Here is a 17,730-nt window from a genome sequence, read left to right on the forward strand (position 1 = left end):
ACTCAGACATTCCCGCGTGATTCCCCGACGGCTCGGCTGATTTTCACAGAATTTCTTTCTGTCTTCCAGACAAGGATCTTCTTTGGGTTCTAACTTTGAATTTTCTTTTGAGGATTCTTGATTTCCGGAAGAACAACTAAAGATGAGAAAAAAAAGGCTCAAGAATAGAAACCGATTTCTGAATGAATTTACGGATTTCGAAGAAAACATTTTACGATTTGCGACAAACCCCAAAACAAGAAAGGGACGCCTTCGCATCCCTTTGTAAAATCGGTTTTGCCTTACCCGGCTTTTTTTGGAAATTCCGGAATCTTCCAATCGCTTAAATCCAATGGAAGTTTTGGTAAGAATTTTTTGACCAAGCTGATCGCGTCCGATTCAAAAAGAAGCACGTTATCCGTAATTCTTTCCTGAGATTTGGAACGAACGATCTTTTTTTCAGTGATGGTTCCGTTGATTAAGATAGGATCCTTCCAAAAAGGAATTCTTACCTCTAAGGTTGCGGATTCCCCCACTGCGTCCCCGTTGAATCGGCCCAGATTGAGGCTCATGGAAGTTCCTTCCCAGCCGCCGATTTCCGCAGAATAATTTCCGGTTTTACTGTGAACTTCTAAGGGGATGCGTACCGACTTCACCGATTCTTTTACAGAATCCTTGATGTCTTCGATCATTTTTTCGAGCATTTCGCGCCTCCCTTCTAAGGAGAAAAGAACATTATTTTGTCCCATATGTATGTTCCTATTAGACGTGGTGCGGCGCAACAATAAAACAAACTTTTAGGCTTTGCTGCGCGTCTTCCATTCTTCGTTTCTATTAAAAACAACTGAATTTAGCGGTTTTTTCACCTTTTCAGTATTTTTTAAATTTTCTCCTAAACAAATTGTAAGGAGTTTAATTCTTAGATCCTAAGCAACTCAAAATCCGTTCCTTTTTGAGTATCGGACCGATTTTTCTTTTTATATCTTGAAAAGACCGGTTTTGCTTTCCCTTGGAATTGCTCCCATTACTCTGAGATAAATTTTATGTCCTCTTTTTTGCCTGGAAATCTGACTATCCATACGATCCTTTCCGGATTTATCGGTTTTTGCTGCGCCTTGTCCTTTCTCTTTGTTCTGGGAGAAATCCCACTCGCCCTCAAAGGCCGTCGAAACCGGATTCTTCTTTTGCTTTTCATTTCAGTCTTTCTGTTTGAATTCCACGCGTATCTTCTCGTGAGCGAAACGATTCGTTACTTTCCGTATCTCTACGCGATTCACATTCCCGTATCCGCTCTTTTTGGTCCGCTTTTACGTTCTTATATTTCAGCGCTCTGGGAAGAAGAGGATACGATTCCAATCATTCGGACCTGGGATTGGATCCCTTGTCTGGGAATATTTCTGATTTTAGGTCCGTTCTATCTTTCTTCGTCCGAGGAAAAATTAGAATGTTTGAAACTGGCGCAACAAGGTAAACTTGCTTGGGATATTCGGGTCGGAATCGCCGCCATGTCCATTACACTTTTCGGATATCTTTTCAATATCGTTTGGAATCTTTTACATCGAATCCGTTGGACTACCATCTATTCTCAACCGCAAGTTCGTCTGATTCTTTTTATTCTTTCAACCGCGACCGCCTCTTCTTTTTTGGGGCTTACCACGAGTATTCGCCAGGACGGTGTCGTACGTTTGGAAATTTCTTCCATCCTCATCGGAATTCTGCTCTGCGGAATCTATATCGTTCGTCAGAGTCATCCTGAAATTTTTAGCGCCGTAAGAAGAATCGTCGAAGACGAGAGAAAATACAAAACCACGCAGCTTCGTTCCGTGGATCTCGATTCTCTGGAAAAGAATCTCAATTTTCTTTTGGAAGAGAAAAAAATCTACAAAGAGGAGAATCTCGGTCTTTCCAGACTTTCCGAAGAACTGGGAATTTCTCCGCATCAACTTTCCGAATATCTAAACCTCCATCTTAAAAGAAATTTCTTTCAGTTGATCAACGGATATCGAATCGCGGAAGCAAAACACCTCTTACTCCATTCTCCCAAAGAGACGGTTCTTTCGATCGCTTACGAAGTCGGATTTCAGTCAAAATCTTCCTTTAACGACGCGTTTCGAAAAGAAGTAGGACTCAGTCCGACGGAGTTTAGAAAAAAAGGAGAATCCAAAGGCCTGATTGATAAGTCAGGTCGTTTTTTTTCGACCGTTTCGACCAAGTCGGACGATTGAATTCCAAAAAGAAAGTAAACTTACTTCATACAAAAGGAGATTCTTTTCATGAATCCAATCCAGTGTGAGTTAGTTATAGACTGCGTCCAAAAAATCGGACTCTTTCAGTTTACGATGAATATCCTGCGCTACTATCCGATCGCGGGTCTTGCCTTTCTAATCCTCTATGTTTGGAAAAAGGAAAGTTTCCATCGTTTTCGGATTCAATCGGTTTATCCAAAAATCGATAAGATCAAAAACGAATTCAGACAATCCGCGGTTACACTTTTTGTTTTTACGATCATCGCGACTACGAACATCGTGAGTGCACGGATGGGTTTGATTCCCAATAACGTTTACTTCGGAGATTATGCTTCGCACGGCGGTTATCTCTATCTATTTCTTTCCTTTGTGATGATTACGATCTGGCACGAGACTTGGTTTTACTGGGCTCACAGATGGATGCATCATAAAAAGGTTTATTCCCGCGTGCATTCGGTTCATCATCAATCCGTAAACCCTTCTCCGCTCGCGGCGTATCACTTTCACATACTCGAAGCGTTTTTGGAAGGAATCTACATCGTCTTCTTCGTTCTTTTTATTCCGATCCACTTTCACGTGCTTCTCTTTCATACCGTCTACGCGATGGTGATGAATATCTGGTGGCATTTGGGTTATGAATTTTTACCGAAGGGCTGGGTGAAACATCCGATTCTAAAATGGATCAATACATCCACTCATCATAATCTCCATCACCAAAAGTTTCACGGAAACTACAGTCTCTACTTTAATTTTTGGGATAGAATCATGGGAACCAACTTCCCATATTACGAAGAATACTTTGAATCCCTCTCGGACAAACGTTCCGTTCGCGGAAACGATTCCGATCCAAAAATCAGCTGGTCGGAGACGCCCGCCGAAGGCTGATTTCTAAAGGTCACATAGCTTCAACTTACGACACAACATTTCCCCGCGCTCTAGAGAAATCTAGGGCGCGGTTTTTTAGAATCTTCTTACTTCGAATCCAATTTCAAAAAAGCTAATATTTCCTGAGCGACAATCTCAGGAGCCTCAAGCGGCAGAAAATGACCCGCGTTGTTTACCACTTTAAACGATACTCGAGAGTAGAATTCGGATTCCAATCCGCGAAATACGTTAGGTGAAATACATTCGTCCTTTTCCCCCGCGAGAACGAGAGTTGGAACTCCGATTTTTTGAAACACGATCTCCCGACTTGAATTCCAAAGAGAAAAATTACTCGGGGTCAAAAGGCCTCTGTAGTAACCGAGGGCCGTGGATAAAATTTCGGGAACTTTTAGATTCTCCGATACTTCCTTAAATCTTTCTTCGGGAATTTTCCATCCTGGACTCCAGTCTTCCCAGAGTCTTCGTAGGAGTTCGTTTTTCAAAAGAGCCGATTCCGGAATTCCCGCGCGAAGTTGAAAGAATAGGATATACCAACTTCTTACGATTTGAGAAGGATAGATCCAAAGATTCTTTAAGTAGGTCGGAAGCGGAGGCACGGAAAGCGCGACTAACGTATCCAGGGAAGCGGGAGAAAGATTTGCAAGCGCGTAAGCCGCAATAGCGCCCCAATCGTGACCGACTACGACCGTATTTTGAGGTTTGTGTTTTGTTTTAAGGGATTCTACGATAAACTTGAGATCTCCCGCGAGCTCGGCGATACTCACGGTGGGAGAAAAAGGAACGTTCGATCCGGAGGAATATCCTCTCATATAAGGAGCGATACAAGTAAAATCTCTCTCAGCAAAGAGGCGCATGAGGTCTTTCATAGATCCCGCGTCGTCGGGGAATCCGTGAAAAAAGAAGATCAAATTTTTTCCTTCTCCGAGGCTCAGATATTTATATTCTCTTTCCCCGTTTTTGACGGATGCGGTTTTGATCTCAGACATGAAAGCTCCTGTTTTTGTAAGTGATTCTTTTTTAGAGACCCACGTTGTGTGAGATCCTACATTCGATTTACAGAACGGATTGTCAAAATAAAATAAGCTCATGTTCCATTTGGATTTTTCAAAACCAACCGGACCCGATTTGAATTCTCCCGAATCCATTCTTCTTTATTTGGGAGCTAAGGCGATCCAAGCCTCTCTTCCTGGGGACGCAGTTACCCGATCTCTTCGTAAACTTTCTCTTTCGGGAAACATCGTTTTGTTTTCGATCGGAAAGGCGGCTTATCCGATGGCGGTTGCCGCAGCCGAAGTTTGCAAGAATCAAATTCAGAACGGACTCATTCTCACCAAATACGGTCACGCTGGAAAGCCGATTCCTCCTTTGGAAATCATAGAAGCGGGACATCCGGTCCCGGACGCGAATAGTCTTTTGGGTGGAAGAAGAATCTTTGAACTCTGCTCTCGTTTAAAACCGGAAGACACGGTTCTTGTTCTTTTATCCGGAGGAGGTTCATCTCTCGCGGAAGTTCCTTCGGGGGATCTGAAGTTGGAAGATCTCATTTCCTGGAACCAAAAACTTTTGTCGAGCGGCGCTCCGATCCAGGATATAAACGAAATTCGAATCCTTCTTTCCTCTCTAAAAGGGGGCGGGCTTATAACCAAAATTCATCCTTCCAAGTCGGTCACCTTGATTCTTTCGGACGTGATCGGAGACGATCTTTCCAAGGTTGCGTCCGGTCCTACGATTCCAAACGAGATTTCAGAAAATTCTATTTTTAGAATATTCCAACAATACGATATTTCACCGGATAAAAAAGTTCAAAAAATCATCCTAGAGAAAACAAAGAAAAAAGAAAACGAGACCCTTCCCAAATTAAACCCGGTCGATCATTCGGTTTTTTGTATCGGAAATCTATCCTTGGCCCTCGAAGTCGTACAAAAAGAAGCAAAGATTTTAGGAATTCCGGTCTTGTTTTTGACTTCTTCCCTGTCCTGCGAGGCAAAGGAAGCCGGAATTTTTTTGGCAGATATCGCTAAAGAATATTCTAAAATTCTAAAATTACCCCTTTTGATTCTTTGCGGAGGAGAAACCACGGTCACACACGACGGATCGTCCAAGGGAGGAAGAAACCAAGAGCTCGCGCTTTCCTTTTCAAAACGGATCGCAGGGCTTTCCGGAATTTTTCTTTTTTCTCTGGCGACCGACGGAAGCGACGGCCCGACCGAAGCGGCGGGAGCTCTCGTGGATGGAAAGACTTGGGAAAGAATACAAGAATCGATCCAAGCGGATCTCGCTCTGAAAGAACATCGTTCTTACGAGGCTCTCAGGTTCGCGGAAGCGCTCGTGATTTCCGGCCCGACCGGCACCAACGTAAATGATATTCAATTTTTATGGATTTCTCCGGAAGGAAAGGATGGAATTCTTTAATCGCCTTGCGGATAAAAACGAAGACAATTTCTTCCTTCTTCTTTGGCTAAGTAAAGGGCCTTGTCCGCTCTCTCGATCAATTCCGTAATCGAGTTTTCGGGACTCGGACTCAAAGTCGCCATTCCGATGCTGATCGTAACGATCGAACTTGTTTTGGAGGCGGAATGAGGCACCGCGAGTTTTTCAACTTTTTCTAATATGTTTCGACTCACGATGACTGCGTTTGACTCGCTCGTTTCCGGAAGAATCACTGCAAATTCTTCTCCACCGTAACGAGCGGTGACGTCCCCCGCTCTTCTCGCACATTCTCGAATCGCGGCGGATACTTGTTTGAGACAATGGTCACCGGCTTGGTGTCCGTATGTATCGTTGTAGAGTTTGAAATGATCGATATCGAGCATCAAAAGGGCGACGCTATTTCCCGTTCTCCAACAACGTTTCCATTCTGTCGCGAGCACTTCGTCGAAATATCTTCGATTAAAAAGTCCGGTAAGACCGTCGGTTCTTGCGATCGCAAGAAGATAGGCGTTGACTTCTTGGAGCTGATCTGTGAGTTTTTCTAATTCTTTTTCTCGTTCTTTTCTGCGTGCCATCTCTTCAAAAAGACGAAGAGCGGATCTTACCCGCGCCAAAAGTTCGATGGAATCAAAGGGTTTGACAACGTAGTCGATCGCGCCGCTATCAAACGCTTCTTGAAGAACATTGGATTCCTTAAGAGCTGTAATCATAATTACGGGGATATCCTTTAGCTCCGGTTTTTCACGGATCATTCTAAGAATTTCGATTCCAGTGATTCCGGGAAGAAGGATGTCCAAGAGAATGAGGGAAAAATCTTTTTTCGGAGGTTCATCCGATTTCAGGCTCAGCCAGTCAAGAACCTCGTCCGGAGACTGACTCGTCTGCGTATCCTTGTAGCCTGATCTCCTCAGGATCCCTTGCATGAGCATACAATTTTCCTGAGCATCATCTAATATGAGAATCGAATTCATCTACAAGCGGCTCCCGGATTATTTATAAACGACATTGGAAGGATACAAAGCTCTTATGAAATACGAATGAAATCAAACGAATTTTTTAAAAACTTCTTGCTCCTTTCCACGCATCGGTAAAGTCTAAATGTCAAATGAGCAGAAATACAAAACGATGGACTGCTTTTTTGGGAACGATCGGGTTTACGACCGCGCTTCTCTGTTTTACCATCATGCTTTCCGGAGAAAATTGCCCGGCGTTTCCGATCGCGGAAAAAACGGCCTCTTCCGATCTTCCGCCCTGTCACCAACAGGAAAAATCAACAAACAACGAAACGGTTCCCAATTGTTCTTCTTGTCATTTTGAAGTTTCTCAAGAATCCGTTCAGCCGAAAACACTGGCTCTGCATCCGATCGAAAAGAGCGTTCTCTCCACCGTTTCCAAACTTTTTTTCCAAGAACAGAATCGAATTCAGAATTTCGAATTTTCTTATGTCGAGTTTCCGTCCTTTAACCCTCAGAAATTTATACTTCTTTCCATCGCTTCGATTCGAATTCTGACCTGATTCTTATCCGAACTTAATCTTCTTCTCCTTTGTATTGTAATTTTAGAATTTAGGAATATATTATGTTAACTAGAAAAGAACTTCTCACCCAATCCGCGGCCGTTCTCGCTTTCGCAGGCGCAGGAACCCTATTTGCAAAAGATTCTTCCGGTCATAGCGGACACAAACACCCGGAAACTTCCAAAAAGACCGAAAAAGAGCCAGCTAAAAAAGGAAACAGAAAAGCATTGGAAGCGGCTTCCAAATGTATCCTCGACGCGGAGATTTGTTTGGCGCACTGCGAGGAAAATCTTTCCACGGGAGATACGATGCTCGCCGGTTGTCTAAAAACCGTGAAAGATACATTAGCTCTTTGTAAAGCATTTGTGAGCCTCGGAGCTTCCAATTCCGCCTATGCAAAAGATGTGGCCGGTCTTTGTATCAAAGCTTGCGAAGCCTGCGAGAAAGAATGTAGAATTCACGAATCTCATCACGAGATCTGTAAGAATTGTGCGGACAGCTGCAAAGAATGTATCGCCGAGCTGAAAAAAGTAGCGTAAGGAGTAAAGAAGCAGATATGAAGACAAAAATGATTCTTCTCTCCGTCTTTGGCTTTTTCCTAACGGGTTTACTCGAAGCAAAGTCGATCCTTCCGGTTCGACCGATGATTCTAAACGAACTCGATCAAATCCATCAATCGCTTCTCAATCAAAAAGAAGTTTCCGTGGATCGGCTGATCGCAGGTCTCAAACAGGAATCCTCTCGGGACAAAAGTTTGGCCCCGGCTCTACAAGCCGCCGAAAAACTAAAAAGCACTCCCTCGGAAAAAGAAAAGTTGGACGCCTACGGCGAACTCGCGGAATCTCTGAAGGAATATATTCAAAAAGATGAATCTTCCGGAGTTCACGTTTTTTATTGTCCGATGGTAAAAAAGAAATGGATCGCGTCCGGAGACAAGGTCCAAAATCCCTATGATCCTGCAATGAAAGGTTGTGGGAAAAAAATCTAATCTTTCAAACGAGAAAGATTTTTTAACTCTTTACCGGGAACTGAATCTGAAATTTAGTTCCCGGATTTGCATCTTCCACTATCAATTCTCCGGAAATTTGTTTGGTAAGAATTTTCACGAGTTGTAATCCCAAGGTTTCGTGATCCTGAAAAGAAATTCCTTGTGGAATTCCCTTTCCATTGTCTCCGATCGTAAGCGTGATCATACCGTCTTTTTCTTTTGCTTTGATATTCACTTCTCCCCTGGCCCCTTCGACAAACGCGTGTTTGACGGCGTTGGTCACGAGTTCGCAGGTGATCAAACCTAAAGGAATCGCGGTGTCCATGTTTAGGATCAAACCCCAAGCGTCTATCACGTGTCGTATTTTCGGATCCACACCGTAGAGATTCCAGAGATTTTGTAATAACATATTCAGATAACTGCTAAAGTCGACGTGAGAAAGATCCCGAGATTTGTAGAGTTCGTTGTGAACCAAGGACATAGAAAAGACCCGGCTCTCCGTATCCTTTAACAAACCGTAGAGTTCTTTGGAAGTGAGTTCCCGAGACATCGCGTTGTCCGCCTGCAGATTCAAGAGGGAAACCATGATCTGCATATTATTCTTTACCCGATGATGGATCTCCTGAATGAGCGTGTCCTTTTCGGCGAGAGAAGCCAAAATCGACTCTCGATTCTGAACCATTTCAGTTACGTCGGTGATTACGGCCAGATCCAAAACCTGATTTCGAAATCTAAATTTATAAATTGTAGATTCGGTAATCATATCGGTTCCGTCCTTCTTTTTGTGATAAAAGGAGCCGCCTTTATTTACCCCGAACTGATAGGAACCGATTTCATCCTTCAGCCTTTGCGATTCCTTCTCGTCAAAAATTTCGAAGATCGGTTTTCCGATCAGCTCCTCTTCCTTATAACCGTATTTTTCAAGAACCGACTGATTTACTTCTACGATCCGAAACGAATCGTCTTCAAAAAGAAAGGCAGGATGCGGATTGTATTGAAAGAAAAGTCGATATCGTTCTTCGTTTTCCTGTTCGAAGATATTTTTCCTTTCTAGCTCTAAAGCGAGACGATTTCTTTCGTAGGCAAACACCAAAGAACGACTGAGAGAATAAGAATCAAACTTTCCCTTGTAGACGTAGTCCTGAGCTCCGATCTGAAGCGCGTTTACTGTAATCTCCTTATCTTCGGCTCCGCTACAGATGATCACCGGGATCTGAGGAAATTTACTTTTGATCTCGGAAAGGGCTTCCAGACCGGCGCAATCGGGAAGAGAAAGATCTAGAAGAACGAGATCCGGACGTTCCACAACGATGTGATCCAAACCGGATGAAAAATTAATACTTCGAGTCACTTGAAACGAAGGACTCTCCGATTCATTAAGATACTCTTGAATCAACCGAAAATCCGCGTTCGAATCTTCGATCAAAAGAACTGAAAACGAATCTTTAAACATAGGAAGAACTCTCTCTAAATTCTATTTATATAAACTCTAATTTAAACTCGCGGGGTAGAGAGATCGTGACCGAAAAACCGGAGTTCAACGACGTCTCGATTTCCAGACTTCCTCCGTGAAGCTCCGCGATCTTTTTACAAAAAAACAAACCGGCTCCTACTCCTTCCAAACCCTCCGCGTTTGGATAACGATGAAACAACTCAATGAAATAATTATTTTCCTTTAGTTCCACTCCGATTCCGTCGTCTTGAATCCGAATTCGATGAGCTCCCGGAGAATCTTGATACGAAACAATCACACGACCTCTTTCGTTTGGTTTTCGAAAACGAATCGCATTTTGAAACAAATTCAAAAAGAGTTCACGAAGAAGCGGCTCGTTCCCGACGATCTCCGGAAATTCCCCTTTCCACTCAACGTCGAGTTCCGAGGCTTCCGGATCGTCTTTCAGATCGATCAGACTTTCCTCGATCGTTTTTTTCAAGGAAATCTTTAGAAAGAGACGTTTTTCTTTTTCGATTCTCAAAAAAGAAAGAAGTGAGTTGATTCGATTCCAAAGACGATCGGCCCCTGCGAGGCTGATCTGCAAAAATTCTTGTCCCTTAGGACTCAATTCCGTAGAAGAACGTTGAACCAAAAGTTTTAAAAACGAAGTCAGGTTTCGAATCGGTTCCTGTAGGTCGTGATACATTTTGGAAACGACCGCACTCAGTTCTTTTTCTTTTTTTTGATAAGACTGTTCATTCAAAATTTCTAATATTTCTAGAAGTAAAATCTCGGAGGTTCCAAAATTAATCCGAGTCAAAACTCCCTTACAATCCATTTCCTTTCCGGAAGAATTTTCGATCCGATCTTGGAATAAAATCTGTTTTTCTAATTTAGAATTTTTGAATTCGCCAAAAAGAGAAACGTTCCGAATTTTTAAAATCCTCTCCAGATATTTTCCCTTACAGGTTTCGATTTCCTCTTCCCCGCAGAGGGAGGCAAAGGAAAGATTGCAATCTGTAACTTGCAAATTATCATCCAGTATTCCGATGGGAGTTCGGACATGGGACAAAAGAGGAAAGGCAGACTCAGTCAAAAATGCCATTTCTTCGGTAAGAATGTTTGTATTCACGATCCATCCGTTCGCCTTTGACGCATGCTTGAATGACTGCAAAGAAAATTCCATAGAATCCTTTGAAATTTCAAACCTTTGTCTTAGAAAATGGACGAATCAAACTACATTGTCAATCCGGGTTTTCTATATTTTTTCTTTTTTCCAAATGTTAGAATATTCTTTTTTTCGAAATTAGGAACCTCTAAAGCGCGGGAACTAATACAAACGGTTTAAAAAGAGTTCGAAACCGAATCGGGCCGCGCCCACCTTCGGCGACTTTCCAAATCCATTTTTAAAAATGGAACGATGGAATTATAGAAAAACAGACGTTCTGAGTTTTGAAAAACGCTCGGGAGGGAGCGTTTTGGCAGGAAAAAGGGCGTTTTATAAAACACCCTTCCTTTAGTAAAAGATTCTATTCGGCGAATGTGATGGATTCGATGACTACATTCTTTGTAGGTTTGTCTTGGAAACCGGTTTCCGTCTCAGAAATCGATTCTACGATATCCAAACCTTCCGTAACCTTTCCAAAGACTGCATGACGATTGTCCAAATAGAAGTTGTCTCTCACATTGATAAAAAACTGAGAACCTCCGGTATTTGGTCCAGCATTCGCCATGGAAAGGGTATACTTTTCGTTCTTCAAATCTTTGTGAAACTCATCTTTAATTTTATATCCAGGTCCGCCCGTTCCGGTTCCGCTTGGGCAACCACCCTGAATCATAAAGTTTTTGATAACCCGGTGAAATGTAAGACCATTGTAAAATCCTTCTTTCGCGAGTTTGATAAAATTCCCCGCCGTGATCGGAGCTCGTTCTTCGTCGAGGAAGACCGAAAAATTTCCAAAATTTGTCTTAAATACCGCAGTTGCCATGACAGTTTATCCTCTATTTTAAGAATTCATCTCCACTTTCCGAAACTATATTATGGCAGAAAGCGATTTCTTGCGAAAAACGAACAAAAACGTAGATTTCATAGATTATATTAGATAAGAGGAAAATCCGGATCAAAATAGAATATTCCTCCCAGTGGAATTCTTTTTTTCTGGAATAGAGAACCGTCATTCATGTTAGAAATCAATCATCGTTATCTTCCCTTTGGGACCACCGGCGCGCTCGTTTTTATTTCCAGCGCCCAAACCAATGGCAGAACTAGCGCTTCCGTTCTCAATGAAGAAATCAGTAAAAAGGAAATAGGAACGATTTGTGTCATTACGAGCAAAGCCATTTCTCATCCGGAGACGTTAGACTCCGTTGATCCGTTAGTCACCATTCTTTCCATCGTCCTTCCTCCAGGTCCCGAAACACACGACTCCGTTTATGCTGCCTTTTCTAAAATTAAGGGATATTTAAAAAAAGGGAATCTTCTCTTTTTGATTCAACCCGACTGCGAAAGTAGATTTCCTTTGTTTCTTTCCAAACTTTTAGTCGCGGGAGATCCTACCATCGACGACAAAGAATTGGAAGATAGAATCTACCACTTCGGTTATACGGTCCAGGATTCGGATCATTCCGCCTTTCGGAAATTTATTTCCAGACAACCCAACGGGCATTCTTTTCAAGAACATTCTCCGGGAGAATTTTCAGTTTCTTCCCATCTGATTCGGGAAGGAAAAAGAAATTCAGTTTTGAAATACAAAATTCAATACGAACCCGGAATCGAAAACCTAACTAAAATTAAGGCGGTTCCTTTAACCGACTCGGATCAAAAAGCCGGAGCTCGTTCTTTTCAATCTCTGGAAATCAACGCGATCGAAATCGAAAGTCTGGAAGGAAAGGAAAAACCGAAAGAATTCGCGGTTATCGCACCCCCGCCTCCGGAAGTAAAACCGGAATTGCAAGCGCCTCCGATTTCCACAACACAAACCGAAACCATAGTAGCTCCTACACAGCCAACTTCTCCGGCTCCGCAGACAAAGCTGGAGGTAGTTCCTACAAAATCGGAAACGACTCAGACGCCGCCTCCCGCGTTAGACGAAACCAAGAAAAAACCGAAGGAAACAAAGCCGGGCGCTGCCGAACCGGAAGTCCCGAAGGAAAAGACAAACCCGGGAGCCAAAACAAAACTTCCTCTTCAGATCAAATTGATGGCGGTCATCTCTCTTCTGATGACGTTGACGGTTTCTACGATCATTTTCTTTGCCTCCTCCGCGTTTCGAGGAGATTCCGAACTTCGAGTCTTACAGAACAATTTGAATTTAGTGAATATTCTCGGACTCAAGATCAAAACCGATATCAACGACATTCTTTCCAACGGAAAACAAATCGCAAACGCCCTCCACCAAGGAAAGGAAGGAATTTCGTTCGCAGACATCTTTTTTCAAAACGATCCGGACTTTGTTTACGCGGGTTTGTATCAGGTCGTAAAAAACAATCCGACTACGATCAACGAATTCTTCAACGAACCGTATTTGAGCGAAATCAAATCCTCTCAGCAAGAAATTTCCAATCTCATTTCTTCTCGTCCGAATCTGATTCAAAAATCGATTTTGACCGGAGGTAGGATCGAAAACCTAAGCGCCGAGTTTAAGGAACCGATCTTTGCGATCGCGATCCCTTCTTCTTCCGGTTCCGATCCGAAAGTTCTCGTTTTGATTTTAAGACTGGAAAAATTCTTAAACGCGTTTCAAAAACAAGACATCTCGGAAGTGTTTCTCGTAAACGGAGAAGGAGATCTGATCGCTCATTCCGATCCGAAACTTCTCCAGTCGAATACGAATTTTATGAATCTTCCGATCGTCGAAATGATGGTCAACAGTTCGGAGAATACAAAACAAACCGAATATAAGGACAAGGACGGAAAGTCTTGGTTCGGCTCTTTTCAAAAGCTGGGCTTTGGAGGAGGCGCGGTCGTTTCGATCGTTCCGGAAGACAAGGCCTTCGAAGCGGTTTATCGGATCCAAAAGACAAATCTTCTGATCATGGGAATCGCGCTTTGTTTGGCGCTTATCATCGTATTCTTCTTCGCAAAAACGATCACAAAACCTATATTAAATCTTTTGCAAGCAACTACCGAGATCGCAAGAGGAAACTTTAAGATCGGGATCCGTTCTTCCACTCGCGACGAGGTCGGATTGTTGACTGACTACTTCGTGGACATGGGAAAGGGTCTGGAAGAAAGAGAAAAGGTCAAGGACGCTCTCGGAAGATTCGTAAACAAAGAAATCGCGGAGATGGTCTTAAAACAAGAACTCACTCTCGGCGGAGAAAGAAAAATGTGTGCGATCTTTTTCTCCGATATCCGCAGTTTCACCGCGATCTCCGAAAAACTCGAACCGGAAGAAGTGGTAGAATTCTTAAACGAATACATGACCGAAATGGTCCAATGCGTAAACGAAACCCACGGAATCGTGGATAAGTTTATCGGTGACGCGATCATGGCGACTTGGGGAGCCGCCAAAACTTCGGATCAAGACGCGGAAAACGCAGTGAACGGAGCTCTTATGATGAGGGCCGCCCTACTTCGTTTCAACGAAGGCAGAGGCGGCGATAAACGACCGATCATCAAAATCGGTTGTGGTCTCAACTACGGACCCGTGATCGCGGGTCAGATCGGATCGGAACAAAGACTCGAATATACGGTGATCGGAGACGCGGTCAACCTCGCTTCGAGAGTGGAAGCCTTGAACAAACCGTTTGGAACCGACGTTTTGATTACGCAAGATATGCTCAATCACGTCTCTCATCTTTTCAACGTGGAAAAAATGCAGTCGATCAAGGTAAAAGGAAAAGAAGAACCGCAGACGATCTACGCCGTTTTAGGAAGAAAGGACGATCCAAATTGTCCAAAATCCGTGGAAGAACTCAGAGCCAAGATAGGAATCGTCTGGGAACCTTCTAAGAAAAAGGAAAGCGACGGAGAACCGGGAGAAGAAGTTAAGTATGAGATACTTGACTGAAGGAAAATACGTAGTCAGCTTTCTCACGGGACTGATCGTCCTCTTTAGTATATTACTGTACCTGCATCTTTATTACGGCAAAAAAACGGGAAACAATCCCGAGATCGGAACCATTATTTTTAAAAACAAAAAGGCTCAGAGAAAATTCGACTCCGAAGTCGTCTGGGAAGAAATTGAAACTTCGATGAAGGTAAGAAACCGAGACACGGTCCGTACAGACGACGGGGCCGAGGCAGTTTTGGTTTTAAACGACGGAACCGAAATCAAACTCGATCAAAAGAGTATGATCTTTCTCGACTTCTCCGAAAAAAATCTCTCCATCAATTTTGCATACGGATCCGTATCCGCGAACAAGGACAGTGGAACGGCGCTTATGATCAAGAGCGGTTCGGAAACGGTCGAAGTCAACAAAGGCGACCTAAAACTTTCCAAATCGGAAGACCAAGCCTTAAATCTTGAAGTCTCGAAAGGAAACGCAAAAGTAATTTCCGGAAATCAAGAATCCAACGTAACAAACAATCAGGCCCTTGAAGTTAAGAATGGAAAAACGGCGATTCGTTCTCTTTCGATCGCGCTCAATTCTCCGGCGGAAAGAAAATTTTTCCAAGCCGATTCCAATTTGCTTCCGGTCGCTTTTAGTTGGAACAAGGTAGAATCCGTAAAAGACTATACATTAGAAATTTCGAATCATCCCAGCTTTTCTAAAAACGTAATTCGAACAAAAGCCGGCGGCGCATCCGCAATCAAATCTTTGGAAAAAGGAACCTTCTTCTGGAGAATCACCGCGATCAACCCGACTACTCAAAAACCAGAATACAGCGAAACCCGTTCCCTAACAATTCTCGGAGGACTCAAACCCTCCCTCTTTACTCCGGCCAGGTCCGAAGAATTTCGATTTACGAATTCTCTTCCGAGCGTCGTCATCCAGTGGACGCCGGTGGACTTTACAAAAAGTTATATTTTGGAGATCGCAAAGGATAAAGGTTTTTCCGATGTGATTCTCAATCAAGAAGTCAACGGTTCTTTGTATCGTTGGGATAAAACGAAAGAAGGAACGTTCTTCGCCCGAGTCACTCCGAGGCCGTCCGTAAACGAGTTAAAAGCAAACGTTTCCGAATCCGTAGGATTCTCCATAAAAAAACTGGAAAAACCGGAGCCTCCTTCTTTGAAACGCCCTGCCGATCAGGAAGAAATTTCACTTCGAAAGATTTCGAAAGAAGGAGCCTTGTTTGTTTGGTCGGCTTCTACGGAATCAAACGATTACACACTCGAGATCGCAAACGATTCCGATTTTAAGAATCTGGTTTTTAGCAAAAAGACAAACACGACCTCGTTGACCTCGGCTCCGATCGCCAATGCGGGAGCGTATTTCTGGAGAATCAAGGCCAGCGCCAAGGACGGAGAATCGATCCTTTCCGCTTCCAGACAATTTAAAGTCGCGGCTCTTGAGAATTTGGATCTTTTATTTCCATCGAATCAGCAAGAGTTGGGCCATCCATCCAATCATAAATTAACGTTCCGTTGGCAAAGACCGGAGCCTTCAGGTGTTTATAGATTAGAAGTGGCAAAAAATTCCGAATTCACAACCGGTCTCCTTCGTGAAACCTTCCGTGCTTCTTCCGGAACGGTAAACCTCCCTGCGCCGGGAGAATACTTTTGGAGGGTTTCTCTCTTGAGCGGTCAAGGGGAGAATTTGTTGACGAGCAAGACACAATCGTTTAAAACTTCGGACAACGCTCCTTTCCTAAGTCAAAACAGCCCTGCGACCGAAGAAATCATCGATATCTCGAATCGGGAAAGTATCGACTTCCGCTGGGAATCGGAAGGAAACTCGGACGCCGTATTTTTGGAAATTTTTGAAGTGAGAGCCAAGGGAAACAAATCGATTTGGAAACGAGAAATCAAATCGGATTCTTATTCGTTTAAGGATTTTTCTATATTAGAAGAAGGTAAATTTCAATGGAGAATCTCCGCTCAGTACAAGGATAAGAATGGGGCGATCAAATATACGATTCCCGTTTCTCGAAATTTTGAAATCAAATTGAGCAAAACCATCCGACCACCGGAAATTCTTACGCCGAAGGAAATCTATGTGGAATAAAATTTACAAAATCATTCTTCTCTTTCTTTGTATCTTTTATTCCTTTTCCGTCTTTGGAGAAGAAGATGCTCAGTATTTAGAATGGAAGTCCGTTCCGGAAGCGAACGCGTATCTGATTGAAATCAAGGATCCGAGCGGAAGGATCACTCGCGAAAAAACGAAGTCCACCAAATTCGAAGTCAATCTTCCACCGGGAATCTACGAACACAGGATCGGGGTTCTCAATAAATTTGGGCGTGTTTCCGTTTTTTCCGAATGGAGCACCTTCGAAGTCATTCTCTCCCGCGCTCCGATTTTGGACGCGGATTCTTCCGTCAAATTGCTCCGGGAAAAACTGGGACCTCATCTCAATATCAAAGGTGAAAATTTTACCGAAGCGATGAACGTTACTCTCCTTCTCCCCAGCGGAGAAACGATCAAACCCGAATTTGAATTTATCAACTCAAAAGAAATTAAGGTTCGGATCGAAAATCTGAATCTGAAAGACGGAAGTTATACTCTCTCCTTGGAAAATCCTAGAAACAAAAAGACCGCGAAAAAAGGATTTCTGGTCATTGCCGATACGGAGCAGCAGCTCGCGGAAATGGTAAAACAAAATGAAAAAGAAGCCCAGGTCGCCTCTGCAAATCTGATTCATTGGGGCCCGGCTCTGAAATCTGCAGTTCTTCCGGGATGGGGTCAGTCCTCTCAGGAAAAGAAATACAAAAGTTGGATCTTTCCGATTCTAATGGCGGGGGCGCTCGCATATTCGGCACAACAGTACAGCGAATACAATTCGAGTCTGGCGACTTTGGATCAGAGTAAGAATCTAAACCAATCCCTTTTGTTTTTGGACAATCCAACCTTTATCCCGTTTGCAACCTATAATTACCTCCAAGTCCAGTCGGATTACGGAAATGCGGTTTCCCATTACAATTCATTTAACGTTTCCTTGGGGATCGTCGCCCTCCTCTACTTACTAAATGTGTCAGATGCGGCATTTGTGGGTCCATCGTCCTCAAAAACGGGTTATTTCGAATCGGACAAGTGGATCGTTCCTTTCTTTAAAACGGGAACAGCGGATTCCAGAAACGGAATCAAGCCATCCAATGATTTTTTTCCTACATCTTTCGAATTAGGGATGAAAATATTCTTCTGA

The 17,730-nt window shown here is 43.3% G+C and carries 14 protein-coding genes and 1 pseudogene; 9 read left to right on the top strand and 6 right to left on the bottom strand.

The window, feature by feature from the left end; translation table 11 throughout:
- Nucleotides 1-281: 281 nt before the first annotated feature.
- Nucleotides 282-683: a hypothetical protein gene (locus A0128_RS11225; protein ID WP_069609249.1), complete on the bottom strand. Its 402-nt coding sequence runs from the start codon at nucleotides 681-683 to the stop codon at nucleotides 282-284.
- A gap of 339 nt (nucleotides 684-1,022) precedes the next feature.
- Here A0128_RS11225 and A0128_RS11230 point away from each other — a divergent pair, with 339 nt between their 5' ends.
- Both A0128_RS11230 and A0128_RS11235 read left to right on the top strand, forming a co-directional pair.
- Entirely contained in the window at nucleotides 1,023-2,204 is a 1,182-nt protein-coding gene (locus A0128_RS11230; protein ID WP_069607601.1) for an AraC family transcriptional regulator, read from the top strand.
- Nucleotides 2,205-2,252: 48 nt separating this feature from the next.
- The gene (locus A0128_RS11235; protein WP_069607602.1) at nucleotides 2,253-3,110 is read left to right on the top strand and encodes a sterol desaturase family protein; all 858 of its coding nucleotides are present in this window, start codon (nucleotides 2,253-2,255) and stop codon (nucleotides 3,108-3,110) included.
- Between the two features lie 86 nt (nucleotides 3,111-3,196).
- On the opposite strand, the gene A0128_RS11240 is transcribed toward A0128_RS11235, so the two are convergent.
- Nucleotides 3,197-4,096, bottom strand: coding sequence for an alpha/beta fold hydrolase (locus A0128_RS11240; RefSeq protein ID WP_069609250.1), 900 nt, complete (start codon nucleotides 4,094-4,096; stop codon nucleotides 3,197-3,199).
- 100 nt (nucleotides 4,097-4,196) lie between these two features.
- Here A0128_RS11240 and A0128_RS11245 point away from each other — a divergent pair, with 100 nt between their 5' ends.
- Complete coding sequence (locus A0128_RS11245; RefSeq protein WP_069607603.1) at nucleotides 4,197-5,522, top strand: glycerate kinase type-2 family protein; 1,326 nt, start codon at nucleotides 4,197-4,199, stop codon at nucleotides 5,520-5,522.
- On the opposite strand, the gene A0128_RS11250 is transcribed toward A0128_RS11245, so the two are convergent.
- A complete protein-coding gene (locus A0128_RS11250) occupies nucleotides 5,519-6,511 on the bottom strand; it encodes a GGDEF domain-containing response regulator (protein WP_069607604.1) in 993 nt (330 codons plus the stop codon). The two genes, A0128_RS11245 and A0128_RS11250, sit on opposite strands and share 4 nt — an antisense overlap.
- Nucleotides 6,512-6,645: 134 nt before the next feature.
- Here A0128_RS11250 and A0128_RS11255 point away from each other — a divergent pair, with 134 nt between their 5' ends.
- From A0128_RS11255 to A0128_RS11265, 3 genes are all read left to right on the top strand, one after another.
- Nucleotides 6,646-7,056, top strand: coding sequence for a hypothetical protein (locus A0128_RS11255; protein ID WP_069607605.1), 411 nt, complete (start codon nucleotides 6,646-6,648; stop codon nucleotides 7,054-7,056).
- 62 nt (nucleotides 7,057-7,118) lie between these two features.
- Nucleotides 7,119-7,595 (top strand): four-helix bundle copper-binding protein, encoded by a 477-nt coding sequence (locus tag A0128_RS11260; RefSeq protein WP_069607606.1) that lies wholly within the window; start codon nucleotides 7,119-7,121, stop codon nucleotides 7,593-7,595.
- A gap of 17 nt (nucleotides 7,596-7,612) precedes the next feature.
- Nucleotides 7,613-8,044, top strand: a complete 432-nt coding sequence (locus A0128_RS11265) for an LIC13259 family plasminogen/vitronectin/complement-binding protein (protein ID WP_069607607.1) — start codon at nucleotides 7,613-7,615, stop codon at nucleotides 8,042-8,044.
- A gap of 22 nt (nucleotides 8,045-8,066) precedes the next feature.
- On the opposite strand, the gene A0128_RS11270 is transcribed toward A0128_RS11265, so the two are convergent.
- The 3 genes from A0128_RS11270 to A0128_RS11280 all read right to left on the bottom strand — a co-directional run bounded on the left by A0128_RS11270 (nucleotide 8,067) and on the right by A0128_RS11280 (nucleotide 11,467).
- Nucleotides 8,067-9,497 carry a response regulator gene (locus tag A0128_RS11270; protein WP_069607608.1) on the bottom strand — a complete coding sequence of 477 codons (1,431 nt, stop codon included), beginning with the start codon at nucleotides 9,495-9,497 and terminating at the stop codon, nucleotides 8,067-8,069.
- Nucleotides 9,498-9,522: 25 nt separating this feature from the next.
- On the bottom strand, nucleotides 9,523-10,653 hold the full coding sequence (locus A0128_RS11275; protein ID WP_245667146.1) for a sensor histidine kinase: 1,131 nt from the start codon (nucleotides 10,651-10,653) through the stop codon (nucleotides 9,523-9,525).
- 355 nt (nucleotides 10,654-11,008) lie between these two features.
- A complete protein-coding gene (locus A0128_RS11280) occupies nucleotides 11,009-11,467 on the bottom strand; it encodes a peptidylprolyl isomerase (RefSeq protein ID WP_069607609.1) in 459 nt (152 codons plus the stop codon).
- Nucleotides 11,468-12,649: 1,182 nt separating this feature from the next.
- On the opposite strand from A0128_RS11280, the pseudogene A0128_RS11285 reads away from it, so the two are divergent.
- From A0128_RS11285 to A0128_RS11295, 3 genes and pseudogenes are all read left to right on the top strand, one after another.
- Nucleotides 12,650-14,491 (top strand): annotated as a pseudogene (locus tag A0128_RS11285) (adenylate/guanylate cyclase domain-containing protein); the annotation flags it as partial.
- Complete coding sequence (locus A0128_RS11290; RefSeq protein ID WP_069607611.1) at nucleotides 14,475-16,592, top strand: FecR domain-containing protein; 2,118 nt, start codon at nucleotides 14,475-14,477, stop codon at nucleotides 16,590-16,592. The pseudogene A0128_RS11285 and the gene A0128_RS11290, both read left to right, overlap by 17 nt.
- Entirely contained in the window at nucleotides 16,582-17,730 is a 1,149-nt protein-coding gene (locus A0128_RS11295) for an LIC11435 family protein (RefSeq protein ID WP_069607612.1), read from the top strand. Before A0128_RS11290 ends, A0128_RS11295 begins: the two co-directional genes overlap by 11 nt.

Source organism: Leptospira tipperaryensis (assembly GCF_001729245.1).
Lineage (GTDB): Bacteria > Spirochaetota > Leptospiria > Leptospirales > Leptospiraceae > Leptospira > Leptospira tipperaryensis.

Excerpts from the sequence above, each read along its gene's own strand:
- A0128_RS11225 (WP_069609249.1), bottom strand. The coding sequence starts at position 683 with ATGCTCGAAAAAATGATCGAAGACATCAAGGATTCTGTAAAAGAATCG.
- A0128_RS11230 (WP_069607601.1), top strand. The coding sequence starts at position 1,023 with ATGTCCTCTTTTTTGCCTGGAAATCTGACTATCCATACGATCCTTTCC.
- A0128_RS11235 (WP_069607602.1), top strand. The coding sequence starts at position 2,253 with ATGAATCCAATCCAGTGTGAGTTAGTTATAGACTGCGTCCAAAAAATC.
- A0128_RS11240 (WP_069609250.1), bottom strand. The coding sequence starts at position 4,096 with ATGTCTGAGATCAAAACCGCATCCGTCAAAAACGGGGAAAGAGAATAT.
- A0128_RS11245 (WP_069607603.1), top strand. The coding sequence starts at position 4,197 with ATGTTCCATTTGGATTTTTCAAAACCAACCGGACCCGATTTGAATTCT.
- A0128_RS11250 (WP_069607604.1), bottom strand. The coding sequence starts at position 6,511 with ATGAATTCGATTCTCATATTAGATGATGCTCAGGAAAATTGTATGCTC.
- A0128_RS11255 (WP_069607605.1), top strand. The coding sequence starts at position 6,646 with ATGAGCAGAAATACAAAACGATGGACTGCTTTTTTGGGAACGATCGGG.
- A0128_RS11260 (WP_069607606.1), top strand. The coding sequence starts at position 7,119 with ATGTTAACTAGAAAAGAACTTCTCACCCAATCCGCGGCCGTTCTCGCT.
- A0128_RS11265 (WP_069607607.1), top strand. The coding sequence starts at position 7,613 with ATGAAGACAAAAATGATTCTTCTCTCCGTCTTTGGCTTTTTCCTAACG.
- A0128_RS11270 (WP_069607608.1), bottom strand. The coding sequence starts at position 9,497 with ATGTTTAAAGATTCGTTTTCAGTTCTTTTGATCGAAGATTCGAACGCG.
- A0128_RS11280 (WP_069607609.1), bottom strand. The coding sequence starts at position 11,467 with ATGGCAACTGCGGTATTTAAGACAAATTTTGGAAATTTTTCGGTCTTC.
- A0128_RS11290 (WP_069607611.1), top strand. The coding sequence starts at position 14,475 with ATGAGATACTTGACTGAAGGAAAATACGTAGTCAGCTTTCTCACGGGA.
- A0128_RS11295 (WP_069607612.1), top strand. The coding sequence starts at position 16,582 with ATGTGGAATAAAATTTACAAAATCATTCTTCTCTTTCTTTGTATCTTT.